Below are 25,532 nucleotides of genomic sequence, written 5' to 3'. Positions count from 1 at the left end.
GCACGCGTGTCGTGCGCGGCCTCGGGCACTGTCGTGTCCAGCGTCGCGCTCACGGCCGCCATCAACCGACGCAGCCCATCGTCATGCCGAATCTGACCAAAATTCTCGCCGGCGTGCTGATCGCCGTCGCGCTCGTCCTCGGGCTGTTCGCGTGGACGCTGTCGCGGCGCCCGGCGACCGTGGCCGTCGCGCCCGCCACGCCCACGACGTATCAGGTCGTGGTGGCGAGCAAGACCTTGCCGCCAGGCAAAGCCATCACCGCCGATCAGCTGCGCGTGCAGTCGCTGCCGATCAACCCGAACGGCGCATTCACCGATCCGTCGCAACTCGTCGGCCGCGTGCCGGGCGTCGAGATCGGCGCGGATTCGCCGGTGCTGGAGTCGCAGCTGTCGTCGGGTCTGGCCGAGCGCATCGAACCGGGCGAGCGCGCGATCGCCGTGCGGGTGGACGAGAGCAATGCCGTTAGCAACCGCTTGCGTCCCGGCAATTTCATCGACGTGTTTTTCACGCTCAAACGCGATGGCAACACCGGCATGGGCGGTGAAATCGACCGTACCCAGGCGCGTCTGCTGATGTCGAAAGTGCGTGTGCTGGCGTTCGGTAATGCGACCACCACGGGCGACACCGGCGGCGATCCGAGCGGCATGGTGCGCACGGCGGTGCTCGCGGTGCCGGTGGCCGACGTGGACCGTCTGACGCTTGCCGAGAGTGCGGGCCGTCTCGTCTTCGCGTTGCGTAATCCTAAAGATCCCGACGTCATCGACCCGAACGCGCTGCCGGTTCTGCCTGGCGTGCTGAAGACAGCCGCCCACGCAGGCGAGCCCGCCGCGCAGCCGGACCTGACGCGCGCCGCAGCCGGCGTGGCGCTCGACTCGCTGTCGGGCAGCACCGGCGCGACCGGCCCGGGGGCCGGTGCCGGAGTGGGTACGCGCCTGCCGCCGTTGCCGCAGATGCGCTTGCCGACGACGCGCGTCGCGGCGAACACGACAAGTACAAATGGCGGTATCGAAGTGATACGGGGTGGGCGCGCCGAAACGGTCGCCCGATAAGCAGTCTCAGGGAGCGGGCGGCCAATCGCCTCCATAACTACATGACAGAACGGATTTTTGGTTTCAGAAAGGCGGTGTGGCTTGGGTTGGCTTTGCTGGGCGTATCCGTTGCGACTGACGCAGCGGGCCCGGCGCAGCGTGCGCAGTCGGCCGGATCGGTCCAGAGCGCGCTTGCGACGCCTGCGCAGACCATCGAGATGATGGTCGGCGCGCAGCAGCAGGTGGCGATCGGCCATGCATTGCAGCGGGTGGCGATCGGCGATCCGGCGGTGGCGGATGTACTGATCATCAAGGGCGACAAGCGCGGCGGCTTGCTGCTGGTCGGCAAGGCCGCGGGCACCACCAGCCTGATGGTCTGGACGCGCGACAGCGACGCGCCGCTGAACTACACGGTCGACGTCGTCACGCCGGCGGCCGCGGCGCTGCTCGGACCCGATACGTCGGCCGTGAAGGTGCTCGGCAAGACGGCGGTGGTCTCCGGTTCGTCGACCACGACCGAAGCTCACCAGCGTGCCGTGGTCGCGGCGGAAGGCGCGGTCGGCAAGGACGGCTCGGTGTTCGACAGCTCGACGGTGGCGAGCCGCGCGGTGGTGCAGGTGGACGTGCGGGTGGTCGAGTTCAGCCGCACGGTGCTCAAGCAGATCGGCTTCAACTTTTTCAGTCAGCGCAACGGCTTTTCATTTGGCTCCATCGGCCCGAACGGAGCGACATCCGTGACGGTGCCGCAGAAAACGTTCCCCTCGGATTCGAGTGCAACGGTGGGGCCGGCGATCGCGTCGCCGATGACCTCGGCCTTCAACCTCGTGTTTGGTTCCGCGACCAAGGGTCTGTTTGCCGACCTCAGTTTGATGGAGAGCAACAACCTCGCGCGCGTGCTGGCCGAGCCGACGCTGGTTGCGCTTTCCGGGCAGAGCGCGAGCTTCCTCGCGGGCGGGCAGATTCCGATTCCGGTGCCGCAGGCGCTCGGTTCGACGTCGATCGAATACAAGTCGTACGGCATCGGGCTCACGCTCACGCCGACGGTGCTGAGCCCGCAGCGCATTGCGCTGAAGGTGGCGCCGGAAGCGAGCCAGCTCGACTACACGAACGCGGTGACGATCAGCGGCGTGTCGGTGCCCGCGTTCACCACGCGCCGCGCCGACACCACCGTTGAACTCGGCGATGGCGAGAGCTTCGTGATCGGCGGGCTGATCGACCGCGAGACAGCGTCGAACGTGTCGAAGGTGCCGATGCTCGGCGATCTGCCGGTGATCGGCGCGTTCTTCAAGCAGTTGAGCTATACGCAGAACGAAAAAGAACTGGTGATCATCGTGACGCCGCATCTGGTGTCGCCGATCGCGAAGGGCGCGACGTTGCCGACGACGCCGGGCGAGCAGTCGGAGCAGCGCAACGCGCCGGTGTGGCGTTCGCTGATCGGCGGCGTGGCGGCGACGCGCGACACCGTACCGGGTTTTTCGAAGTGATACCGATAGTCGCCCGTCGGGCGCTGCGGATGAATACAGGCTTGAGCCGGCGTGCGCGCGAACCGCGTGCGCGCGCCGGCAGGCAGTACGACGCGGCGGCCTTACGGCCCATGCTGCAAAAGGATGTCCAACATGAACGCGAGAACGCATTCATTGACTGAACGGGCGGTCACCGACCATTTCGTGTTCGCGTCGCTAGCCGACGGGCACCTGCATTGGCTCGCCGATACGCTGATGAGCGCGGGCGCGGTCGAAGCAGCCACGCTCGATCCGGTGATGCTGATGCAGCGCATCGCGACGCTCAATCCGTCGCTGGTGTTCGTCGACTTTTCCGGCGGTCACGCGGCGGCGGCAAGTGCGGCGGTCAGCGCGGTGCGAGCCGGCAATCCGGGCATGCAGATCGTCGCGCTGGGCTCGCTCACCGAGCCGGAAAGCGCGCTGGCCGCGCTGCGCGCCGGGGTACGCGATTTCATCGATCTGTCCGCGCCTGCCGAGGACGCGCTGCGCATCACGCGCCAGGTGCTGGAGAACATCGTCGAGCCGGTGAGCCGTCATGGCCAGGTCACGACGCTGCTCGGCGCGCGCGTCGGCATGGGCGTCAGCACGCTGGCCGCTAACCTCTCCGTGATGCTGCAGCGGCGCGACGTCGCGCAAGGGCGCAAGGCGGCGCTGCTCGATCTCGGCCTGCCAGCATCCGACGGCTCGCTGCTGCTGAACACGCGCAGCGAATTCAATTTCGTCGAAGCCGTGCGCAATCTGCGCCGTTTCGATCAGACCTTCGTGCATACCGCGCTGTCGCATCATTCGAGCGGCCTCGCGCTGACCACGCTGCCGCCCAATCTCGCCGACATGCGCGAGGTGTCGTACTCGTCGTCGATCGGTCTGCTGAACCGTCTGCGCGCGTTCTTCGACCAGCAGGTGATCGACCTCGGCGGCTTCACGAACAGCGAGTTCATCGCGCACGTGGTGCAGGCGTCCGACGAAACCTGGTTGCTGTGCGACCAGGGCGTCGCGTCGATCGTGTCGGCGGTCAGCGTGCTCGATTCGTTGCGCGAAGAAGGCGTGGACACCGCCAACGTAAAGCTGATCGTCAACAAGTTCGACGCCGATCTCGGGCTCGCTGCCGCGCAGATCGCGCAGCGCCTCGAAATTCCGCTGCTCGCCACCTTGCCGGAGCGGCGCGTCGCGCTCGGCCAGGCGGTCAATCAGGGACACCTGCTGGTCGAAGTCGCCGCACGCGACGCCTATGTGCGCGCGCTGGAACCGCTGATCGAACGGCTCGGCGGCGCGCAGCGCGACAGCGCCCAGGCGCGTGGCGGCAAGTCGGCGTTCGGCGGCCTCAAGCGCTTTATTCCCACTACTCAAAAGCGGTCATAGAGATGGCAAAAGAAATCGAATTTGCCGACAACGCGCCTGCGTTCGCGCATAGCCAGCAGTTCCAGGACATCAAGAACGCTGCGCACGAACATCTGCTGACGCGCATCGAGGAACTCGGTTCGGAGTTCGGCCGCTGGTCGCGTAATGCGATCAACCAGTTCGTCGATCTGGAGATGGACAGCTTCGTGCGGCTGCGCCGGATTCCGATCAACGAGAGCGAAGTGCGCCTGATTGCCGAGGCGCTCACGAAGGAACTGGCGGGCTTCGGCCCGATCGAGGACCTGCTCGCCGATCCGGCCGTCGAAGACATTCTGATCAACGGCTACAACGACGTGTACGTGTCGCGCCACGGCATCCTGACGCGCATCCAGGTGCGTTTCGCCGACAACGCGCACCTGCTGCGGATCGTACGGCGGATTCTCGCGCCGATCGGCCGGCGGCTGGACGAATCGAATCCGATGGTCGACGCGCGGCTGCCGAACGGCGGCCGGGTCAACGTGGTGATCGAGCCACTGTCGATCGACGGCCCGATCGTGTCGATCCGCAAATTCCGCAAAGATCCGATGCGGCCCGACGATCTGCTCGCGAACGGCACCTACAGCCCCGAAATCGGCGCGCTGCTGAAGGCGGCGGTGGCGGCGCGCTGCAACGTGCTGGTGTCGGGCGGCACAAGTTCGGGCAAGACTTCGCTGCTGAATGCGCTCGCGTTTCACGTGCCCGACGGCGAGCGCGTGGTGACGATCGAAGACACCGCCGAGCTGTCGCTGAATCACCCGCATGTGGTGCGGCTCGAAACGCGTCCGGGCGGCTTTGACGGCGCGGGTGTGGTGACGATTCGCGACCTGCTGCGCAACACGCTGCGGATGCGGCCGGACCGGATCATCGTCGGCGAAGTGCGGGGCGGTGAAGTGCTCGAAATGCTGCAGGCGATGAACACCGGCCACGACGGCTCGATGGGCACCGTGCACGCGAGTTCGCCGCGCGAATGTCTGTACCGGCTCGAAATGCTGGCGGGTTTCGCGGGCTTTCAGGGCACCGAGTCGAGCCTGCGCCGGCAGATCGCGAACGCGGTCGATTTCATCGTGCAGATTGGCCGGCTCTCCAACGGCCGCCGCCGGATTCTGTCGATCACCGAAGTGACCGGTCTGTCGGACAACATCATTTCGAGTCAGGAGCTGTATCGCTATGAGCCGATTCTGAACGCGGACGGCGACGAACAGGACAACTGGGTATCGCTCGGCATTCATCCGCATTCGCCGAAACTGGCGCGCTTCCGTCAGGCGCTGGGCGGCGCCGAGCCGAACAACGCGTTCGGCAATGCGGGCTTCGGCAGCGGCGGCGGTGGTGGTGGTTTCGGCGGCGGATTCGGCGGCTCGGGCGGCAGCGGTTTCGGCGGAGGCTTCAATGTCTAGCGCGGCCCTGGTCCTGGTGGCGCTCGCGCTGCTGTGCGCGGCATGCGCGGTGCTGCTTTGGCAGCGCGGCACGCAACGCAAAGGCCAGGCCATCGTCGAGCGTTATATCGACAGCCGCATGGCGTCGGCCGCACCGGCCGTCGCAGCAGGCGGAATGACGGGTGGCGCCAGTTCCGGGACAACAGCCCCGCCGCGCGGCGCTCAGGCGCGCCAGACACCGGCCGGGCTGATCGCGCCGCAAGCGCCGCCCGACGACGCGGACTGGCTCGCACGCTTGCGTTACCTGCAGGCGCGCGCGAGCTTCATGCTGCATCACGTGATAGCGCGCGCGGGCATCGCGAAGCCGAAACGCGTGATCACGATCGTCGTCGTCTGCGTGCTGGCGCTGTGCGGCTGGGCCGGCCTGGTGGGCGGTCTGCTGGGCGCCTGCGTCACGTTGGTCACATGCAGCGCGTTTGTCTATTTTCTGCTGTCGATGCGCGTGAACAAGCGCCGTGAGTTGATCGTGCGGCAACTGCCGTTGTTCCTCGACGGCATCGTGCGGCTGATTACGCTCGGCAACAGCGTGCCCGCCGCGTTTCAGGCGGCCCTGCAAGCCACCGACGCACCGCTGCGCGAATGTCTGGACTACGTGTCGAGAATGCTGCGCACCGGCGTCGAGATCGACCGCGCACTGTTCCAGGTCGCGACGATCTACGGCGTGCGCGAACTCGAACTGGTGGGCGCGGTGCTGAGGCTGTCGGTGAAATACGGCGGACGCGCCGACGTGATGCTCGACCGCATGTCGTCGTTCATGCGCGATCTCGAACAGGCCGAGCGTGAACTGGTCGCGATGTCGGCGGAAACGCGGCTGTCGTCGTGGGTGCTGGCGTTGCTGCCGGTCGGCATCGGCGGATTTCTGATTCTGTCCAATCCCAAATATTTCGCGTCGATGTGGTTCGATCCCATCGGCCGGGAACTCGTCTACCTGGCGTTTGGCTTGCAGATAACGGGTGCGTACCTGCTCTACCGTTTATCGAGCCTGAAGGACTGATCATGCAAGCGCATCAACTCGTCGCCCTCGCGCTCGCTCTGGCCGCGCTCGCCGTCCTGCTGCTTGCTGGGCTGGTGCTCGCGCGGGTGAATGCGGTGCGGCGCAGCGAACGCACGTTGCGGCACGCGCTCGACGAACGGGCGCAACAAAGCGCCACGCTCGCAGCGGCCGCAGCGGTCGCACGCAGCGGCGACGCCGCACAGGCCAACCCGAAAGCCGCGCGAACCGTGCAGCCGCAGGGCTTCAAAGGACTGCTCGAACGTTTCGCGCATACCGGGGTTCGCTGGCTCGACACGCCGTTCGGGCGTCAGGTGGTGGCGGAAGAAGAGCGCCGCCTGCTCGAACAGTGCGGTTTCGTGGACACCCGTACGCGCGGCCTGTTTCTGATCGTTCGGCTGCTTGGCGCGTTATTGCTGCCGTTGCTGGCCGGCACGCTGGCCAGCGGCCACTTTGGCGGCTCCGGTTACGTCGCAATCGTGGTGATGGCCGCGATGGCCGGCTTCATGCTGCCGAAGATCGTCCTCGCCCGGCGGGCCCGGCGGCGCCGCAATGGCGTGGTCAACGAATTGCCGCTGCTGGTCGATCTTTTGCGTTTGCTGCAGGGCGTGGGCTTGTCGCTCGATCAGGCGTTGCAGGTGGTGGTCAGCGATTTTCGCGGCATGTTGCCGGTGCTGTCGAGCGAACTCGAAATCGCGCAACGGCAGTTCGCCACCGGCCGGACCCGCGAGCAGTCGTTCAACCGGTTGTCGCAGAGCTACGACAACGAAGATTTGCGCGCGGTCGTGCGTCTGCTGGTTCAGGTGGACCGGCACGGCGGCGCGGTGCAGGAACCGCTCAGGCAGTTCGGCGACCGTCTGCGCGAAATGCGCCGGGCAATGCTGCGTGAACGCATCGGGCGTCTCACCGTGAAGATGACCGGCGTGATGATCGTCACGCTGTTGCCCGCGCTGATGATCGTGACCGCGGGGCCGGGCGTGATGGCGGTCCAGCATTCGTTGAGCATGTCGAAGCATTGAGGACGGCACCATGATTTACCGCTTATTTACTGATGACCGGATGCGCGACGGCCGCCTCGTGACTCAGAGCGCGCGTGACGCGTGTGGTGCGCCTGGTGCTGCTGGTGACCGTATTACGCGCGTCACGCGAGCCGCCTGCTGCGCCGTGACGCTGGCTGCGCTTTCGCTACTGGGCGCGTGCGGGTCCACGGGAGCGTCGGGCTACGGCGTCGGCGCGCAGGCGGAGCGCGCGATGATGGCGCAGCAGTCCACTAAGGACGCCGCGCCGGACACCCCCGGCATGTACCTCGGGCTGATCGACCAGATGCAGTCGCAAGGGCTGTACTTCGCGTCGCTCGCGCATATCGACGCCTACGAAAAGCAATACGGCGCGAGCCCGGACACGATCGTGCTGCGTGCCGATGCGCTGCGTATGACGGATCAGCCGGATGCGGCAGCGCAGGCCTACGGGCAGCTTCTGAAGACGCCGCTGGCCGCACGCGGACATCGCGGGCTCGGTCTGGTCGCCGGTGCGGGCGGCGATTTCGCGCTGGCCGCGCAGGAGCTTCAGCAGGCCGCCCAGCTCGCGCCGACTGACCCGGTCGTTCTGTCGGATCTCGGCTACGCAAAACTGCGTGCAGGCGATGTCGACGGCGCGCGCGTCCCGCTGATGAAGGCCGCCGAACTCGATCAGAAGAGCCCGAAGATCATCAGCAACGTGGTGCTGTATCTGCTGGCCAACGGCGATCAGGCGCAGGCGCTGGCGATCATGAATCAGCAGAACCTTCCGCCCGACGTGCGCTCGGCGATTCGCGCCGATGCGGCGAAAGTGGTGGCAGCAGGCCGCGCGCAGGCACAAGGTGCGCAGACGCAGCAACCGGCGGGCGCGGCGGGCGGCGATGCGCGCACCGTGGCGAGCGCGCAGGGGCTCGAGCCGGCGCCGCGTCTGTTGCAACGCTTTGCGCAGTGACGGGGAGCCGGTGCGCTGGCGGCGGTGAGGCAGTGAATACGCGGTGAGTCATCAGGCATTCAGGGAGTAAAAAATGACAAAGACAACAATGACACGGGGCTGGAACGCATCGGTGCTGTGCCTGGCGATGGCAGCGGCTGGGGTGCTCGGTGCGCCGGCCTGGGCCGTGGCGCAGACGGCCGCGGACGCTGGGCAGGGAGATGCTCAACGGGTGGCTCAGGCATCGGCTGAAACACCGGCGCCCGCGTCGGTTCAAATGGCGGCACAGCACCAGCCGCCCGCACCACGCGCCAGCGAAGTGGGGCATTCGGCTCGCGCGTGGCTGGATCTGCAGCGAAGCAATGCGCAAGCTGCGCCCGCGCTGCCGACACTCGGTTCGGAAGCCGGATTGGCCTATCGGCGCTACATGGAATCGTTCAAGGGCAAGATTCCAGATCTATACGGCTCGGCGCTCGGCGGCGGTGGTAACGGCAACGGTGGCGGCAGCGGCGGTGGAGCCAGCGCCGGCGGCCTGAACTAGCATGAACGCGCAGCCATCGACCCCGGCGCATCACTCGGGGCACGCTCGTCCGGCGGATCCGCCTGGCTCCGTGCGCAGGCCGCGCTTGCGGCGCTTCGGCGGCGCGCGCCGTCAGCATGGCGCGGTTGCGATCGTCGCGGTGATGTTTCTGGTCGTCGCGTTGGCGGCGCTCGCTGCGATCGATGTCGGGAATGTCTTTTTCGTGCGCAGGCAGTTGCAGCGCACAGCCGATCTGGCGGCTCTGGCGGCGGTGCAGGTGGTCAGCACGCCCAACGGCTGCGCGACCACCGTCTCGACCACCGCGCGGGCGAACGCGACGGCCAACGGCTTTACTGCCGCCGGCACGACGAAAACGCTTCAGGCGGTCTGCGGACGCTGGACGCCGGGCGCTGCCGCCACGGCCTTCAACAAAAGCGGCACGCCGGCCAACGCAGTGAGTGTGAACGTCTCGCAGTACGTGCCGTATCTCTTCCTCGTCGGCAAAGGGCAGACGGTGACGGCGTCGTCTGTCGCGGTTGCGTCGAATGTCGCCGTGTTCTCGCTCGGCACCGGCATCGCGACCCTCAACACGCAGCAATCGGTGTTGCTGAACGCGATTCTGGGCGGCTTGCTGCATTCGAACGTGGCATTGAGCGTCGGCGACACGCAAAGCCTCGCGGCGGCGAATATCAATCTGGCCGGGTTGATGACGGCGCTGAACGCAGGGTCGATGCAAGGTTTGCTGGCGACCTCGGTGAGCTATCAGAAGCTGGTGGTTGCCATGGTCAAGGCGTTGCAGAGCGGCGGCGACACGATCGACGCGGCCATCCTGCAGACGCTGGCCGTCACCGTGCCCGGCGGCCAGAATATCAACCTCGGCTACAACAGCAGCACCTCGACCGGGCTGCTCGCGCTCGGACTCGCCAATCCGGATTCGGCGGCGACCGCGACCATTAACGTGCTCGATACGGTGCTGGCCGCCGCGCAGATCGCGCAGAGCAATTCGAGCGGCACCGCCCCGGTGATCAACGTCGCGGCGGGGCTGACCGGCGTCGCCGGCATGTCGATGCAGATGATCAATCCGCCCGTGCTGGCGGTCGGCGAGGCCGGTCTCACGCCGCCTGTTACCGCGCGCACCTCGGCGATCAAGGTGACGCTCACGCTCGCGGCATTGCCGAGCGTGAACCTCGGCCTTGCGTCGGTCGCGTTGCTCAACACGCCGCTGATGGTGACGCTCTATGTCGCACCCGGGACGGCGCAACTGTCCAATGTCGATTGCGAAAACACCAAGGCGGCCACGACGGTGACGTTCAAGGTGACGCCCGGTCTCGCAGGGCTATGCCTGGGCGGTGTGACAAATTGCACGCCGGGCAGCGTCGTGCCGCCTGTCAACGTGGCGTCCGTCACTCTGCTGGGCGCCAACGTGCTGAACGTCTCGCTGGCAGGCCTCGGCCCGGCGCAACTGTCGCCCGGATCGACCGATGTGTCGATCAACGGTTCGTCGGGCAGTTTCAACGTGGTGGCCCAGCCCGTGAACTCCAACGCGCTGGGCAGCGATCTTTCGTCGTTGACTTCGACCCTGCTCGGGCAACTGTCGAATCCGAATGCCCTGACGCTTCAGGTGCTCGGCAGCAATCTTCTGGGCGATCTTCTTTCCGGCGTGATTTCGCTTGTCAGCACCACGCTGTCGCCGTTGCTCCAAAGTATTTTCGGCCTGCTCAACGCAGTGGTCGGTCCGGTGCTGACGCTGCTCGGCGTTCAGATCGGCACGGCTACCGTCCATAACATGTCGCTGACGTGCGGCGTCCCGCAACTGGTCCAATAGCGTGTCCAAGATGAGAACCACCACCAAAATCGAGGAACTCGATATCTACGTCTGGGAGGGCAAGGCCGACATCGTCGACCGGGTCGCGCGCTGCATGGCGAGCTTCGACGTCGAAGTGATCCGCGCGGACGATATCGCGATCTCGCCCGAACGGACCGCGCTGCGGCCGTCGCTCGCGATCATCAGCGTCTCGGTGATCGACAGCGGCGCGCTGATCCTGCGCGACTGGCAGGCGGCGCACGGCATTCCGGTGGTGTGGGTCGGCGCCGCGCCGCGCGAGCACGATCCGGCGGCGTATCCGTCCGAGTACTCGCACATTCTGCCGCTCGATTTCACCTGCGCGGAATTGCGCGGCATGGTGATGAAGCTGGTGCTGCAAATGCGGGCGCACAGTGCCAAAACGCATGAATCCGACGCGATGATCGCGAATTCGGAATGCATGCAGGCGTTGCTGCACGAAGTCGACACCTTCGCCGACTGCGACACGAGCGTGCTGGTGCATGGCGAAACCGGCGTCGGCAAGGAGCGCATTGCGCAACTGCTGCACGAAAAACACAGCCGCTACGGGCAGGGTCCGTTCGTCGCGGTGAACTGCGGAGCGATCCCGGACGGCCTGTTCGAATCGCTGTTTTTCGGTCACTCGAAGGGCTCGTTCACGGGCGCGGTGGTCGCGCATAAAGGCTACTTCGAGCAGGCCGACGGCGGCACGCTGTTTCTCGACGAAATCGGCGATCTGCCGCTGTATCAGCAGGTCAAACTGCTGCGCGTGCTGGAGGACAGCGCGGTTACGCGGATCGGCTCGGCGTCGCCCGTCAAGCTCGATTTCCGGCTGGTGGCGGCGACCAACAAGCATTTGCCGCAACTGGTAAAGGAAGGCACCTTCCGTGCCGATATGTACTACAGGCTCGCGGTGATCGAGTTGAAGATTCCGTCGCTCGAAGAACGCGGTGCCGTCGACAAGATCGCGATCTTCAAGGCGTTCATTGCGCAGGTGGTCGGTCAGGAGAAGCTGTCCGCGTTGCCCGACCTGCCGTACTGGCTCGCGGATGCCGTCGCGGATACCTATTTCCCGGGTAACGTACGCGAATTGCGCAACCTGGCGGAGCGGATCGGCGTGACGGTGCGGCAGATCGGCGCGTGGGATGCGGCGCGTCTGCAACGCCTGCTGGCGCTGGCGCGCAGCAGTCAGCCGGTGCCCGTGGAAAGCGCCGCCGAGGTGCTGGTGGACCGCAGTAAATGGGACATGGCGGAGCGCAACCGCGTGCTTGCCGCGCTCGATGCAAACGGCTGGCGCCGGCAGGATACGGCGCTGTATCTGGGCATCAGCCGCAAGGTTTTGTGGGAGAAAATGCGCAAGTACCAAATTTTTGACGAAGAGCCCGAAACGCGCGAAAGTGAGTAATAATGGGCTGTTTGACTAAAACAAAAACTGTTCGAGCAGGAATTACATGGACCGAAAGTCGAGACTACGACAGATTGCGTTTGCCGCATTCATCTCGTTTGGGGCAGTGCAAGGCGTGAATGCTCAGGCGCTGCAAAACAGCCCGGGCGCTGGCGTTGTTTCCCAGCCAGGCACCACTACGGCGTTGCCGGCAACACCCACATCGCAAGCCGCACAGGCTGACACCACGGCGCTTACGCCCGACGAAAACAAGCAGTCTGCCGCGGGCAATGTCGCGGAATTGCAGCAGATGATCCGCGGCTCGGATCTCAGCGAATTGCGCACTACCTATAACGGCAGCTACGGAGCGAGCCTGCTGTTCTACGGCAAGGAAATGACGTTTTACGTCGCGTTGTTCCAGCAGAAAAACTTCTGGCGCGTGATCAAGACGCAGGACGCCACGCGTGCCGATCTGATCTACAAGGACTTTGTGCGCCAGACCGTGCAGCTGTCCGATGTGGAGATTCGCCGCACTCAGCTCGAAGCACAGAAAGCGTTCACGCAGCGCATGATCGCGCTGTCGCAAGATCGCGCGAACCGCCTGCAGGCCGACCTCGACATTGCGCGTCAGCAGCAGAGCATTGTGGCGAGCCAGCAGCAACAAAGCCGTGCCGAAGCTACGGCATTGGCTCAGCAGAAGACGGTCGCGCAAGACCAGTTGCGTGCCGCACAGCGTCAGGTTCGCGAGTTGCAGCGCGAACTGGAAAGCGGCCTGCCTCCGCACTGAGTGCGATGGGCTGAAGCTGGTGAGACGGGCGGGCGACGCGGTGGCGATAGCGAAGTCCGCCTGGTTTTCATTGGCGTGATGATCCGGCTGTCATCCGTTCTTTTGCGGTGGCGGTCGTTCTTCCGGAAATGCGCTTTATTTCGTGCCGGTTGCGAGGCTGATTAGCTTGTGCACCGGGCACCGATTCTTGTGGCCCCCCAAGTTCATCTTTGTTGCGCAGCCCCGTTCGTTTGACGGATGCTTCTGTCTACGCACGCAAATGCATTAACGCGGGCATTGCAAAACCACACACCGCAAGCCTCGCACTAACGCAAACAGGCGGTGGCGCAAAAACAGCCCCACGCAAACCTGCGGCAAGAAACTCAGCCCGCAACCCAAACCGCGTCGCAAGTCCTAACGCTTTTTCTTTCCCTCCGAAGACGCTTCCGTTGCAGTCGTTTTACGCGGTTCAGTCGGATCGACGGCAATGGGATCGCTGGCAGGAAAGCTTTCCTCGAGCGCCTCGTCGAGACGGCTGTCCATAGACTCGGCAGGCGACGCACTGCTCGCCGGTTTAGGTTCTGGGTGCTTCTTGCTGGTCATGACGTGCTCCGTTAGAAGAGGGGCGACGAATTCAGCATAGCGCATAGTCAGCGTCGGCGAACATCGGCTGAACGGCATAGGACGCTACGTCGTAAGCGTTGTCTTCAAAGCGAGATGGTCAACGTGTTGGCTCGCACGCACGCATGCAAACTTATCTGCCGAACTGGCCGGGCCGCGATTCGTTTTCGGTGTCTCCGCCGACGTCGCTCACAAGCGAAGCATAAAAATACCGGCGAGCCATGAGCCCGCCATCGGACGGCAAATCACATGCACTGGGAAAAAAGCTACGGACGACCAGCGCCTGAACGCTTTACACGTTGGCTAGACAAAACTGGAACGAATGGATTGGACGACGAAGTTGGGCGACAAATCAACCGGCGCCGCGCATGCTAAACGTCCTGTACTGGCGACGCCGCGTGCTGGCGGTCAAAGGCGGATTTGAGCTGACGAAGCAGCAGATGAAACGACTGGAGAGGATTTTGCAGCGGCTCGGCCATGTGTCGGAGTAACTGACGTGCAGGACATAACCGAGCGCTGTTGAAGCGGCTTATTCGTGGCTGCTGCTGCCGCCACCGTGATTGCCGCCACCATGGTTGCCGCCGTCGCCGCCACCCGTGCCGAACAGGCGTCGGCGACGCGTGACGACCACCGGGCCATCCGACGAACCGCTGCGCTCGGAAGACGAGCGCTCGGACGGCGAGCGGTCTGAAGACGGCGCGCCATACGACTCGCGAGGCTCACGCGGTTCACGATGCTCGCGCGGTTCACGCGAACCGTGCGGCCCGCGCGTGTTGTGCTCGCCGTGCGACGGGCGGCCCGCGCGCGGTGCCGGGCGCGTGCCGGTGTCGAGCTGGATCGTCGAGATCGCGCGCTTGTAGATGCCTTGCAGGCCGACAGGCGTGCGCAGCATCACCAGGTACTGATCGAACGACTCGATACACCCGGTCAGGCGAATGCCGTTGACGAGGTAGATTTCGACGCGCTTACGCTCTTTGCGCGCAGCGTTCATGAAGTCGTTTTGCGGATGCGATTCTGCGGAAGCCATGGACAATTCGAGTTAGAAAGACGGTGGTTCGCCGCAATTCTACCCTGTGTGGGGGCAGAGCGCGTCGGTGGGCGAACTGGGTCCACTATACCGGCTTGGGGACACATAAGCATCCGATTACTATTGGCTGTAACGTTGAGTTACGAATCTGCGGACGAATGGCGTGTTCTGCCGACATACCCAGGTCATCGCCGCAAGGCTGGCGGAAAAAGAAGGCGAAAGGGTTTAAGCCTGGTGGAATAAATCACGCGCTGCCCGCGTTAAGTCATGCATGGCGGTGCTGCATGTCGAGCGTGGCCGTGCAGCCGGTGGCCGGGTGTCGGCCGAATGCCGCGCGGCACGCGAAGGCAGCGTCGGGACGTTGTTCATCAGGAGACTCATCATGACGATTTCGCGTATCTTTTCCGCAGTTTTCGTGCTGCTGGCCCTTGCGTTCGGTTCGCTGGCGACCAGCGGCTGCACGTCGACCGACAGCGGTGCGTCGAGTTCCAGTGGAAGCGGCAGCACTGGCGGCTACTGAATGTCCCTACGCGGGTGACTTTTGAAGCCGAAGTGATTGCGTGGCTCCCGCAGTTGCGCCGCTATGCGCGCGCACTGACGGGCGATCGCGCGTGGGCCGACGATCTGGTTCAGGATACGGCGGAGCGTGCGCTTGCGCGCTGGTCCGCGTTCCGGCCCAACAGCAATTTGCGGGCGTGGCTGCTGACCATCCTGCGGCATCTTTACATCGACCAGTTGCGCGGCCGCCGCGAGATTGCCGTCGACGATGAAAGCGCGCCGTGGCGCAACCTTGAAGCGCCGCAGGGCGAAGTCGACGGACTGGTGTTGCGCGATCTGCAGCGGGCGCTGTATTGCCTGCCGGTCGAGCAGCGCGAAGTGCTACTGCTGGTTTGCGTGGAGGAACTGTCGTATCAGGAGGCGTCGAGCGCGCTCGGCGTGCCGATCGGCACGGTGATGTCGCGGCTGTCGCGCGCGCGTGAGCATATGCGCGTGCTGCTGACAGAAGGGCCGGCGCAGGGCGCGGCTCAGGACAGTACGCCGGGGACGGCGCGCAAGCCTCCGCCGTTGAAAGTAGTGAGAAATCCGCGATGAATAACGACGACTACGATCACAGCTTGCCCGAGGGGCTCGATCTGCGGGCGCTGTCGGCGTTCGTCGACGGCGAGTTGCCGGAAGCGCAGCGCGTCGAGGTCGAGGCGAAGCTAGCCCAGCATCCGCAGGCGGCGGCGAAGGTGGCGGCGTGGCGCGCGCAGAAGGCCGCGCTGCGCGCTTTGTGCGGGATTTCGCCGCGCGGTGACCGGGGCGCGCGCGCTTATGGCGTCGTGAACGACGACGACCCGGAGGAGGCGCGTGACCGCAGCGACCGCATCAACCGGGACGAAGAACATGCCGATTCCCGGCACGTCAATGCCAACGCGAATCCCGCTCCCCGCATCGACGCGGACGAACCCGCTTTCATCGTTATTCGCAGGCCGGTTCCGTGGTGGCAACGCGTCGGCGTCGCCGCATGCTGGCTGGCGGCGGGCGCGGGACTCGCACTCGCCGTCGGGCCGCTCGCGCCGCGTCTGACGGGCGGCGCATGGCGTGGTCTCGGTGGCCAGCCTCCCGGCTTTGCGCAGCGCGCGGATATCGCGTATGCGGTGTACTCGCCGGAGCGGCGTCATCCGGTGGAAGTCGCGGCGAGCGACGAGGAACATCTGATCAACTGGCTCTCCAAGCGGCTAAACCGTCCGCTGTCGGTGCCGTCATTGCAGGAGTATGGCTACTCGCTGGTCGGCGGGCGGCTGCTGCCCGGCGAGGCGGGACCCGCAGCGCAGTTCATGTACGAAAACCACGAGGGCGCGCGTCTGACGCTGTATGTGACCGGCATCGCGCGCGACGAAACCGAGTTCCGTCTGTTCCGCGACGGCAACCGGCGCACCTTCTACTGGATCAGCGACGGCATGGGTTATGCGTTATCGGGAGCGATCGCGGAGGGCAAGCTGCGCTCGATGGCCATCGACGTGTGCAGCGCGTTGGGCGGGAAGCCGGAGGCCTGGCAGTAGGGCGGCCGCACAAGCGCGCAGCGACGCCTGCCCGCAGAACCCATCGCCACCTCTTGCGCCCATCGACCGCAAAGGAAACCTCCTTGCCCACACTCCTGCCGCCGACACTATCCGCTGCCCAGTTCGATCAGGCGCTCGCCAGCTGGCGGCAGGTCATTGGCGAGGCGCACGTCGTCACATCCGCTGCCGGTCTTGCCAGCTATCTCGATCCATTCGCGCCCGGCGAGCGCGCGGCGTTTTCCGCCAGCGCCGCGCTGCTGCCCGCATCGGTCGATGAGATTCGCGCGGTGCTGCGCATCGCCAATCAATATCGCATTCCGCTCTGGACGGTCTCCACCGGACGCAATTTCGCGTACGGCGGCGCGGCGCCGCGTCTGTCCGGATCGGTCGTGCTCGACCTGCAGCGGATGAACCGCATCATCGAGGTCAACGAAACGCTCGCGTACGCGCTCGTCGAACCCGGCGTGAGCTACTTCGATCTGTACGCGCATCTGCGCGACAGGGGTTATCGGCTATGGGTCGATCCGCCCGCGGCCGGCTGGGGCAGCGTGGTCGGCAACACGCTAGAACGGGGCTTCGGCTACACCGCTTACGGCGATCACGCGGCGAAGCAATGCGGGATGGAAGTGGTGCTCGCCAACGGCGACGTGGTGCGCACAGGCATGGGCGGGATCGAAACCGGCACGGCGTGGCAGCTTTTTCAGCCTGGCTACGGCCCGTCGTTCGACGCCATGTTCATGCAGTCGAACTACGGCATCGTCACCAAACTCGGCGTCTGGCTGATGCCTGCACCGCCCGCGTATCTGCTCGGCGAAATCCAGTTTCGCCACGAGGCCGACCTCGAAACCATCGTCGATATCCTGCGGCCGTTGCGGCTCGACGAGACGATCCGCAACCATGTGGTGATCGAAGGCGGCTTGCGCCGGGCGGCAGGGTTGTCGTCGCGCAGGCAGTGGTACGAGGGCGCTGGCGCGATGCCCGAAAGCGCGGTCGCCGCGATGCTCGACAAGCTGGACGTAGGCCGCTGGAATCTGCATTTCGCGCTCTACGGCACCCCCGAACTGATCGACGCGCGTTACGCGATCGTGCAGCGCGCGTTCGCGCGTGTGCCCGGCGCGAGGCTGTCCGCCGCGCGCTATTCGGGCGCGGCGGATGACAGGCAGCCCACCGGCGGCGGCGACCGCAACCTCGCCGGCATTCCGTCGATGAGCGCCTTCCGCATGCTCGACTGGCGCGGCGGCGCGGGCGCGCACGTGGACTTCGCGCCGCTCTGTCCGGCGACTGGCCGCGACGCGTTGCGTCAGTACACGATGGTCAAGTCACGAGCCGCCGAATATGGCTTCGATTACTACGGCGGCTTTACGGCCGGCGAGCGTCATCTGCATCACATTTTTGCGGCGATTTTCGATCGCGGCGACGCGGACCAGGTCGAGCAGGCCGGTGCGCTATTGCGCTCGCTGATGAGCGATGCGCGCGCGGCGGGCTATGGCGAATATCGCTCGCATCTCGCGTATATGGATTTCGCGGCGGCCCAGTACAGCTTCAACGATGGTGCGTTGCTGCGGCTATCCGAAACGATCAAGGATGCACTGGACCCGAACGGTATTCTCGCGCCGGGCAAGCAGGGGATCTGGCCCGCTGCATGGCGCGACCGGCGGGGTTATACGTGACGTGGAATCGTTCGATGAACCGACGCACTTTCATGCTGACCGGCGCATGGCTATCGACCATTGCGGCCGGCGCGTGGCCTTCTCTTGCCGAGGCGGCGTCGCACAGCAACACGCTGGCGATCGTCGATGGCTCGTTGACCTGCGGCCCGGCGTTCGCCAGCTATGCCGCGCATCTGAAATTGCCGGTCTTCGAAACCGGCGACGATATCGGCGCACTCTGGTACGCGACACTCGCAGCGCGGATGACGCCGACGTCTTCGCTAATCGGTGTCATCCGCGCATCCGACTACTTCGTTCTTCGCGAACTGGTCACCCGTGCGGGATGGCGAGCCGATGACCTTGTCCCGCAGAACGTCCCCTCAGCTGAAGAGCACGTTCACACCGCTTTCGCTTTCACGCCACGCGCGCTCCACCGCCACGAAGCCTAAAACTTATAAGCCTTGTTCTTCGGATCGAAAGTCGAATCGTCGAAAGTTTTCGGCGTGATGTTTTCGAACACGATTTTCTCGAACAGCTTGCCGTCGTTGTCGTAAGACTCGACCGTGCGAAAGTACGGATGCCGCAGATCGAGCCCCAGCGTTTCCTTCTTTGCGTAGAACTGCGGCTGACCGGTCGGCGTTTCGAAAGTGAAGGCCACCACGCGCACGCCGTCGACGGTTTTGACTTCCACCTGGGTCGAGCGCGGCAAGCCGGCCTCTGCGTATTTTTTGCCTTCGCTGAGGTACTGGTTCGCAATGTACTCGGTGCCGAGATCGCGCACTTCGTGATTCGATTGCGAGTGGGCGAGGGTGCCGGTCAGCGAAGTCCATAGCGGCATGACGTTCATGATGCCGCCGAGGTGGCCGTACATTTCGTCGCTTCGTTTGGACTCGTCGTAAATGATTTCCTGACCCGCGTGCGCACCGTCAGGCAGCCAGTTCGCGTAGATGCGCAAGGGGTCGTGCGCAATGCGCACCAGCATGTGATCGGGTGTGCCGGGCCATTGCCCGTGAATGCGCTCCGAGCGCGACATCGTGAATTCATACGACGGGTAACCGTTCGGCCCTTCCTTGATATAACGCGGTAACGCGAGCGGATCGAGCGACTGGAATAGCGCGACCAGTTGATCGTCGCCGAGCTTTTCCATCGCGCCGCTTTGTTGCGCGGCGCGCAGCCATTTGACCTGCTGATCGAGCGTGAGCTTGCCGACCTGCGAAGGCGGCGTGGCCGGCGGCTTGACGGCCACGGCGGTGTCGAGCGGAGGCGGGGTGTCGTCGTTCTGCGCGAACGCCGAGGGGGAGGCGATTGCCGCGGCGCCGGCAATCAATGCGGCAATCAGCGTCGCGCGCGGGAAGCAGCTACGCGACGCATTTTGTTGCGCGCCCATAGTCGACGCGAAACAGCGCGCAATATTCGGCGCACCACGCGAATCTATCGCACACGCGCCCGATACCACGCCACGGCCCGAGCGCATGAAGGCCAACCAGCGGCATGAGCGTGCAAACAGGCGGTGCTTCATGAATCTCTCCGTAAGGTCGAGGGCGACGCAAAGCGTCCTGCCTGTCAGGCAGACTTTTGCTTCGCGAGTTCCTCGTCGCGCAACGCACGGCGCAGAATCTTTCCGACGTTGGTCTGCGGCAGCTCGTCGCGAAACTCGACCAGCTTCGGCACCTTGTAGCCAGTCAGATTCTTGCGGCAATGGGCGATGACCTGCTCGGCGGTCAGCGACGCATTGCGTCGAACGATAAAGACCTTCACACGCTCGCCTTGCGCTGCATCGGGCACGCCGATTGCGGCCACTTCGCGCACGTCCGGATGCGCGGCGATCACGTCTTCGACCTCGTTCGGATAGACGTTGAAACCGGATACGAGAATCATGTCCTTCTTCCGGTCGATCAGGCGGATAAAGCCTCGCGAATCCATGACGCCGATATCGCCGGTAGCGAGCCAGCCGTCGTCGCCGATCACTTTCGCGGTTTCTTCCGGCCGATTCCAGTAGCCTTTCATCACCTGCGGTCCCTTCACGCACAATTCGCCCGCTTCACCGATGTTCGCCCAACTGCCATCGTCTTTTCTGAAACGCACATGGGTGGACGGCGCGGGCAAGCCAATCGAGCCTTCGAAGTCGCGCATATTGCTGAGGTCGACGGGATTCATCGAGACGATCGGCGAGCATTCTGTGAGCCCGTAGCCCTCGATGATCGGCTTGCCCGTCACCGCCTTGAAGCGGTCGGCGACCGCTTTCTGCGTCGCCATGCCGCCCGCCATCGCGAGCTTCAGGTTCGAGAAGTCGCGCTTGCAGAATTCCTCGTTGTCGAGAAACGCGTTATAGAGCGTGTTGACGGCCGTCATGCCGGTGAATTTTTCGTGGCGGATGATCATCATCACGCGCTTCACGTCGCGCGGATTCGCAATCAGGATGTTGCGCCCGCCGAGTCCCATGAAGATCAGCGCGTTCACCGTCAGCGAATAGATGTGATAGAGCGGCAGCGGCGTGAGCACGGTTTCGATGTCGCCGTTCAGTTGCCCCTCGGCCCACGCCTTCGCCTGCAATAAATTGGCGATGATGTTCTTGTGCGTGAGCATCGCGCCTTTCGCGACGCCGGTGGTGCCGCCGGTGTATTGCAGGAACGCGATGTCGTCGTGACCACTGCGTACGGCGCTCACCGGCCGCGAATAGCCGATGGAAAGCGCTTCAAGCAACGGCACCGCTTGCGGCAGCTTGTAAGCGGGCACCATCTTCTTCACATGACGCAACACGAAATTCAGTAGACGTCCCTTCAGGTTCAGACCGTCGGCGAGCAGGTCGCCGAGACCCGTCACGATCACGTTTTTGATTTTGGTGCCGGGCAGCGCGTCTTCGACGGTCTTCGCGAAGTTCTCGAACACGATGATGGTTTGCGCGCCGCTGTCTTTCAGTTGATGCGCGAGTTCGCGCACCGTGTACAGCGGATTCACGTTGACCACCACCGCGCCGGCTTTCAGCACGCCGAACAGCGACACCGGATATTGAAACGTATTCGGCAGCATGATCGCGACGCGCTCGCCGGGCTTCACACCGATACTTTGCAGATACGCCGCGAACGCCGCCGCCTTGCGCCCGAGTTCGCCATACGTCAGATTCGCGCCGACGCTCACATACGCGACGCGTTCGCGAAACTGCGCGACGCATTCGTCGAAGAACTGCGGAATCGATTCGTATTGCGTGACGTCGATATCGTGCGGGACGTCATGCGGATACGACGCGTACCAGATGCTGTCGGTGTTCGGGGCGCGCGCTGGCTTTTGCGCGGGAGCCTGGACGTCGGCTGCCGGGTTGAGCGTAGACGGTGCTGCAGGTGAGAGCGGGGCTTGGGTGGGCTGGGTCATCGGTCGTCTCCTGAAGTCAGGACTTCATCTGTTTGCGTGCTGGTCTCGCGGCCAGTCATCGGCGCCATGCAGCGCGTGCGTGGCGGTAGCGTGTGGAACGGAACTGCGGCACAACTGAAGCAGGATGGTCGGCGCGCATTTGGGGCGCTCCCGACGTAGCCACGCCGCTCACCGTTCGAGAATCGCGACCACGCCCTGGCCGCCTGCCGCGCAGATCGAGATCAGGCCTCGCGCGGTGCCCGCCGGTTTGTCGAGTTGCGCGAGCATTTTCGCGAGTCCCGCGACAATGCGTCCGCCGGTTGCAGCAAACGGATGGCCGGTAGCAAGCGAACTCCCGTTCACATTCAGCTTCGTTCTGTCGATCTCGCCGAGCGGGCCGGGCAGGCCGAGTTGTGTGCGGCAATACTCGTCATCCTGCCACGCGGCGAGCGTGCACAACACCTGCGCCGCGAAGGCTTCGTGAATTTCGTACAGATCGAAATCCTGCAACGTGAGACCCGCTCGCGCCAACATGCGTGGCACGGCATAAGCGGGCGCCATCAGCAGACCCTCTTTCCTGTCGAAGAAATCGACGGCGGCGGTTTCCGACCAGCTCAGGTAAGCCAGCACCGGTAGACCATGCTGTGCGGCCCATGCTTCGCTCGCGAGCAGTACGGCGGATGCGCCGTCGGTGAGCGGCGTCGAGTTGCCCGCCGTTAGCGTACCGGCGTCGCGATCGAATACCGGCTTCAGATTCGCGAGCTTTTCCAGCGTCAGATCCGAGCGCAGATTGTTGTCGCGCGAGAGGCCGCGATACGGTGTCATCAGATCGTTGACGAAGCCGCGCGCATACGCGTCCGTGAGCTTGCGATGACTGTCATACGCGAGCACGTCCTGAGCCTCGCGCGAAATGTTCCAGCGCTTGGCCATCAGTTCGCAATGTTCGCCCATCGACAGCCCGGTACGCGGCTCACCATTGCGCGGCAGCAGCGGCTTGAAAAACATCCCGGGCCGCAGCTTGGTCAACGCGCCGACGCGCTGCCCCGTGCTTTTGCTGCGATTCGCTTCGAGCAGAATCTTGCGCATCCGTTCGTTGACGCCGATCGGTGCATCGGACGTCGTATCGACGCCGCCCGCAATGCCCGCTTCGATCTGTCCCAGTGCGATCTTGTTGGCGACCAGAATCGCGGCTTCGAGTCCTGTGCCGCAGGCCTGCTGTACGTCGTACGCGGGCGTTTCTTTCGCGAGCGTCGTGGAGAGCACCGATTCGCGCGTCAGATTGAAGTCGCGCGAATGTTTGATGACCGCGCCCGCCGCGACTTCGCCGAGACGCTCGCCGTGCAGGTTGTATCGATCGATCAGACCTTGCAGCGTGAAGGTCAGCATGTCCTGATTCGACGCGGTGGCGTAGGCGGTATTCGAGCGGGCAAACGGAATCCGGTTGCCCCCGATAACGGCGACGCGGCGCACAGCGGGTTGCGGATTGGACATGCTCGGCTCCTTCGGGTCGTTCCCCGGTTATTGGAATTGGAATGGGATGATGCGAAAAGTAACGACAGTGCGCGTGATCTCAAAACGGCTCGTGGGTTTATGAGGCAACAACGATTGCTGCGCCACATTCATTCCAACGGACTTCAATGGGTTGCCCGTTGCAATAAAAATGCCCGCAAGTTTCATTGCAGTCTCCATTGAAAACGGCCGCGTAAATGCGGCTTTTCTCCGGCCTTGTCGCGCACCTCGATATCGCGTTCGATCAGCGAAGGCGACGCGCTCCACAGCGTCGCCTCGCCCGGCAGCAGCATCGGCAATTTGAATTCGGCGCTCAGCGTGGCTTCGGCGAGCGGCTTCGGCGGTTGCAATGCGGAGGCGGCGCGCGCTAGCGTCCACATGCCGTGTGCAATCGCGCGCGGAAAGCCGAATGCTTTCGCGGACAACGCGGCGAGGTGAATCGGGTTGTAGTCGCCCGACACACTCGCGTAATCGCGGCCCAATTGCGGCGCGAGTTGCCAGCGCGAAATGCGTTGCAGCGCCAGCGGCCCGAGTTCGAGCGGTTCGAGCGGAGTGCCGCCCAGCGGAGTGCCGCCCAGCGTATTGCCGCCCGCCTGCACACCGCGCTTCAGATAGACGCTGTCGCCGTCCCACACGGCCTCGCCGCGTCGATACATGCGCGTGTGCAGCACGAACGCCTGACCCTTGTCGTGGCGCAGCAGCGCACCGAATTCGACTTCGACGCGCAGCGTGTCCTTGTACGACAGCGGTCTGCGCAGCCGCACATGATTGGCGAGATGCACGAGCCCAAGCGCGGGCCACGGAAACGCCGGGTCGGTCAGCATCAGCAGATGCAGCGGAAAGGCCAGCAAATGAGGATAAGTAAGCGGCACGCCATGCTCGGGGATAAACCCGCAAACGCGCGCGTAACGCCACGCGGGGCCGGGGTCGATGGCGACCGCCGGGCGCACCAGACGCAGCGCAGGCAACTGGATTTCGCGCCCGCGTTTGACGATGCCCGACAACGCGCGCGCATAGAGCCTGGACGGCGCGGGCAAGGTTTCGATGACGACGGTTTTAGGCCGCACTGCGTCGGGTCGCGTCAAACCCGACGCGTGACGATTGCCGAACGGATCACCCGGATCACCCATGCTTACGCTCCAATCAGGCTTTGTCCGCACACGCGCACGACCTGGCCGCTCACGCCCGCCGATCCCGGATGCGCGAGCCACGCGATGGTCTGCGCGACGTCGACCGGCTGGCCGCCCTGGCTCATCGAATTCATCCGGCGGCCGGCTTCTCGAATGGTCAGCGGGATTTTCGCGGTCATCTGTGTTTCGATGAAACCGGGCGCCACCGCGTTGATCGTGATGCCGCGCACGCGTAGATGCGGCGCCATGCTCTGCACCCGGCCGATCACGCCGGCTTTCGACGTCGCGTAATTGGTCTGGCCGAGATTGCCCGCAATCCCGCTGATCGACGACACGCCGACAATGCGTCCACCGTCGCGGAGAATGCCGGCAGCGAGCAGTGCGTCGTCGATCCGTTCCTGCGCGCTCAGGTTGATGTCGATCACGTTTTGCCAGGCCGCTGCGGTCATCTTCGCGAGGGTTTTGTCCTTCGTGATGCCCGCGTTGTGTACGACGATATCGACACCCTGTTCGTCGAGCGCGGCGGCGATTTGCGCGGGCGCTTCGGGCGCGGCGATATCGAAGGCGAGGGCGGTGCCGTTCAGTTGACGCATCGTCGCGTCGAGCGTGTCGCGTGCCGACGGAATGTCGATGCCGATCACATGCGCGCCTTCGGCCGCCAGCACACCCGCAATCGATGCGCCGATGCCGCGCGCCGCGCCGGTCACGACTGCGCGGCGTCCAGCGAGCGGTTGCTGCCAGTCGAAGCCGGACGGCAATCGAGCCGCGCCTGCTTCGATCCGCACGACCTGTCCCGACACATACGCGGAACGCGGCGACAAAAAGAATCGCAGCGTCGCTTCAACGCCGCTTTCCGCGCTTTCGCCGACATACACGAGATTCGCCGTGATACCGCGCCGCGCTTCCTTGCCGAGCGATCTCGTCAAACCTTCCAGCGCACGTTGCGCGGTCCACTGGCGCGGCGTCGCACAATTCTCCGGCGGTCGCCCGAGCACGACGATGCGCCCGCACTTGCCGAGCGAGCGCAGCGTGTCGTGGAAGAACGCGTGCAGCGGCTCCAGTTGGGTGCTGTCTTCGATCCCGCTCGCATCGAACAGCAGCGCGGCGAGTTTGCCGGACGAACCGGCCTCAGCCGGTTCGAAACGCCCGGTCATCAGGCCATGCCGATTGGCGAGCGGCACCCACAAGCCGGCGCTCCCGTGCGCGACGCTCGTCACGCCGATACTGGCGACCAGATTCGCCAATGCGTCGAGCAGACCAGGTTCGCGGCCCGCGCCGATGGCGACCAGACCGCCGAATTCGGGTTGGTCCGCGCGATATCGGTGCAGCACCTCGGGCTTCGGCAGACCGAGCGAGCGCGCGAGGCGCGCTCCGAACGGCGAGTTGACGAAGTTCAGATACGAGTCGTTCATAGAGTTGGCTGCTCCGCTGGT

Annotated in this window: 25 protein-coding genes; 17 read left to right on the top strand and 8 right to left on the bottom strand. The window is 64.6% G+C overall.

The genetic code is table 11. The annotated features are described in order from the left end of the window. Positions 1–83: 83 nt before the first annotated feature. The 11 genes from cpaB (at position 84) to ABH945_RS07905 (ending at position 12,791) form a co-directional block, all read left to right on the top strand. Complete coding sequence (gene cpaB / locus ABH945_RS07955; protein ID WP_429250209.1) at positions 84–1,049, top strand: Flp pilus assembly protein CpaB; 966 nt, start codon at positions 84–86, stop codon at positions 1,047–1,049. Between the two features lie 41 nt (positions 1,050–1,090). After that, the gene (locus tag ABH945_RS07950; protein ID WP_429250208.1) at positions 1,091–2,512 is read left to right on the top strand and encodes a type II and III secretion system protein family protein; all 1,422 of its coding nucleotides are present in this window, start codon (positions 1,091–1,093) and stop codon (positions 2,510–2,512) included. Positions 2,513–2,644: 132 nt separating this feature from the next. Then, positions 2,645–3,889, top strand: a complete 1,245-nt coding sequence (locus tag ABH945_RS07945; protein WP_074766359.1) for a fimbrial protein — start codon at positions 2,645–2,647, stop codon at positions 3,887–3,889. A gap of 2 nt (positions 3,890–3,891) precedes the next feature. Beyond that, positions 3,892–5,301, top strand: a complete 1,410-nt coding sequence (locus ABH945_RS07940) for a CpaF family protein (protein ID WP_429250207.1) — start codon at positions 3,892–3,894, stop codon at positions 5,299–5,301. Continuing rightward, positions 5,294–6,334 (top strand): type II secretion system F family protein, encoded by a 1,041-nt coding sequence (locus tag ABH945_RS07935; protein ID WP_429250206.1) that lies wholly within the window; start codon positions 5,294–5,296, stop codon positions 6,332–6,334. The genes ABH945_RS07940 and ABH945_RS07935 overlap by 8 nt, the downstream gene beginning before the upstream one ends. A gap of 2 nt (positions 6,335–6,336) precedes the next feature. Then, complete coding sequence (locus tag ABH945_RS07930) at positions 6,337–7,350, top strand: type II secretion system F family protein (RefSeq protein WP_429250205.1); 1,014 nt, start codon at positions 6,337–6,339, stop codon at positions 7,348–7,350. A 112-nt stretch (positions 7,351–7,462) separates the two neighbouring features. Then, a complete protein-coding gene (locus ABH945_RS07925) occupies positions 7,463–8,299 on the top strand; it encodes a tetratricopeptide repeat protein (RefSeq protein ID WP_429250382.1) in 837 nt (278 codons plus the stop codon). A 73-nt stretch (positions 8,300–8,372) separates the two neighbouring features. Then, positions 8,373–8,819 carry a DUF3613 domain-containing protein gene (locus tag ABH945_RS07920; protein WP_429250204.1) on the top strand — a complete coding sequence of 149 codons (447 nt, stop codon included), beginning with the start codon at positions 8,373–8,375 and terminating at the stop codon, positions 8,817–8,819. A gap of 1 nt (position 8,820) precedes the next feature. After that, entirely contained in the window at positions 8,821–10,623 is a 1,803-nt protein-coding gene (locus ABH945_RS07915; RefSeq protein ID WP_429250203.1) for a pilus assembly protein TadG-related protein, read from the top strand. 10 nt (positions 10,624–10,633) lie between these two features. Further along, positions 10,634–12,025 carry a sigma 54-interacting transcriptional regulator gene (locus ABH945_RS07910; protein WP_074763772.1) on the top strand — a complete coding sequence of 464 codons (1,392 nt, stop codon included), beginning with the start codon at positions 10,634–10,636 and terminating at the stop codon, positions 12,023–12,025. A 46-nt stretch (positions 12,026–12,071) separates the two neighbouring features. Further along, positions 12,072–12,791, top strand: coding sequence for a DUF2968 domain-containing protein (locus ABH945_RS07905; protein ID WP_074763773.1), 720 nt, complete (start codon positions 12,072–12,074; stop codon positions 12,789–12,791). 393 nt (positions 12,792–13,184) lie between these two features. Here the strand turns inward: ABH945_RS07905 and ABH945_RS07900 are convergent, their stop codons facing one another. Next, a complete protein-coding gene (locus tag ABH945_RS07900) occupies positions 13,185–13,373 on the bottom strand; it encodes a hypothetical protein (protein WP_429250202.1) in 189 nt (62 codons plus the stop codon). Between the two features lie 386 nt (positions 13,374–13,759). On the opposite strand from ABH945_RS07900, the gene ABH945_RS07895 reads away from it, so the two are divergent. After that, positions 13,760–13,882, top strand: a complete 123-nt coding sequence (locus tag ABH945_RS07895; RefSeq protein ID WP_429250201.1) for a hypothetical protein — start codon at positions 13,760–13,762, stop codon at positions 13,880–13,882. A gap of 38 nt (positions 13,883–13,920) precedes the next feature. Here the strand turns inward: ABH945_RS07895 and hfq are convergent, their stop codons facing one another. Beyond that, positions 13,921–14,418 carry an RNA chaperone Hfq gene (gene hfq / locus ABH945_RS07890; RefSeq protein WP_074763775.1) on the bottom strand — a complete coding sequence of 166 codons (498 nt, stop codon included), beginning with the start codon at positions 14,416–14,418 and terminating at the stop codon, positions 13,921–13,923. Between the two features lie 271 nt (positions 14,419–14,689). On the opposite strand from hfq, the gene ABH945_RS07885 reads away from it, so the two are divergent. From ABH945_RS07885 to ABH945_RS07865, 5 genes are all read left to right on the top strand, one after another. Next, the gene (locus ABH945_RS07885) at positions 14,690–14,938 is read left to right on the top strand and encodes a hypothetical protein (protein WP_074763776.1); all 249 of its coding nucleotides are present in this window, start codon (positions 14,690–14,692) and stop codon (positions 14,936–14,938) included. Between the two features lie 14 nt (positions 14,939–14,952). Then, positions 14,953–15,510, top strand: coding sequence for an RNA polymerase sigma factor (locus ABH945_RS07880; RefSeq protein ID WP_074763777.1), 558 nt, complete (start codon positions 14,953–14,955; stop codon positions 15,508–15,510). Then, entirely contained in the window at positions 15,507–16,463 is a 957-nt protein-coding gene (locus ABH945_RS07875) for an anti-sigma factor family protein (RefSeq protein ID WP_429250200.1), read from the top strand. Before ABH945_RS07880 ends, ABH945_RS07875 begins: the two co-directional genes overlap by 4 nt. An 83-nt stretch (positions 16,464–16,546) precedes the next feature. After that, positions 16,547–18,133: an FAD-binding oxidoreductase gene (locus ABH945_RS07870; protein WP_429250199.1), complete on the top strand. Its 1,587-nt coding sequence runs from the start codon at positions 16,547–16,549 to the stop codon at positions 18,131–18,133. Between the two features lie 14 nt (positions 18,134–18,147). Next, a complete protein-coding gene (locus tag ABH945_RS07865; protein ID WP_429250198.1) occupies positions 18,148–18,561 on the top strand; it encodes a hypothetical protein in 414 nt (137 codons plus the stop codon). Here the strand turns inward: ABH945_RS07865 and ABH945_RS07860 are convergent. From ABH945_RS07860 to ABH945_RS07835, 6 genes are all read right to left on the bottom strand, one after another. Next, the gene (locus tag ABH945_RS07860) at positions 18,558–19,499 is read right to left on the bottom strand and encodes a DUF1571 domain-containing protein (protein WP_429250381.1); all 942 of its coding nucleotides are present in this window, start codon (positions 19,497–19,499) and stop codon (positions 18,558–18,560) included. The genes ABH945_RS07865 and ABH945_RS07860 overlap by 4 nt on opposite strands. A gap of 176 nt (positions 19,500–19,675) precedes the next feature. Then, positions 19,676–21,481, bottom strand: coding sequence for an AMP-binding protein (locus ABH945_RS07855; RefSeq protein WP_429250197.1), 1,806 nt, complete (start codon positions 21,479–21,481; stop codon positions 19,676–19,678). A gap of 168 nt (positions 21,482–21,649) precedes the next feature. After that, complete coding sequence (locus ABH945_RS07850; protein ID WP_429250196.1) at positions 21,650–22,951, bottom strand: acetyl-CoA C-acetyltransferase; 1,302 nt, start codon at positions 22,949–22,951, stop codon at positions 21,650–21,652. Positions 22,952–22,978: 27 nt separating this feature from the next. After that, positions 22,979–23,137 (bottom strand): hypothetical protein, encoded by a 159-nt coding sequence (locus ABH945_RS07845; protein ID WP_429250195.1) that lies wholly within the window; start codon positions 23,135–23,137, stop codon positions 22,979–22,981. Beyond that, positions 23,134–24,099 carry a MaoC/PaaZ C-terminal domain-containing protein gene (locus ABH945_RS07840; protein ID WP_429250194.1) on the bottom strand — a complete coding sequence of 322 codons (966 nt, stop codon included), beginning with the start codon at positions 24,097–24,099 and terminating at the stop codon, positions 23,134–23,136. The genes ABH945_RS07845 and ABH945_RS07840 overlap by 4 nt, the downstream gene beginning before the upstream one ends. A 2-nt stretch (positions 24,100–24,101) precedes the next feature. Continuing rightward, the gene (locus ABH945_RS07835) at positions 24,102–25,511 is read right to left on the bottom strand and encodes a 3-oxoacyl-ACP reductase (RefSeq protein WP_429250193.1); all 1,410 of its coding nucleotides are present in this window, start codon (positions 25,509–25,511) and stop codon (positions 24,102–24,104) included. Positions 25,512–25,532: the final 21 nt, after the last annotated feature.

This window comes from Paraburkholderia sp. GAS333 (assembly GCF_050435665.1).
In the GTDB taxonomy this organism is placed as follows: domain Bacteria; phylum Pseudomonadota; class Gammaproteobacteria; order Burkholderiales; family Burkholderiaceae; genus Paraburkholderia; species Paraburkholderia fungorum_A.
This window is presented reverse-complemented; position numbering and strand designations above follow the sequence as displayed.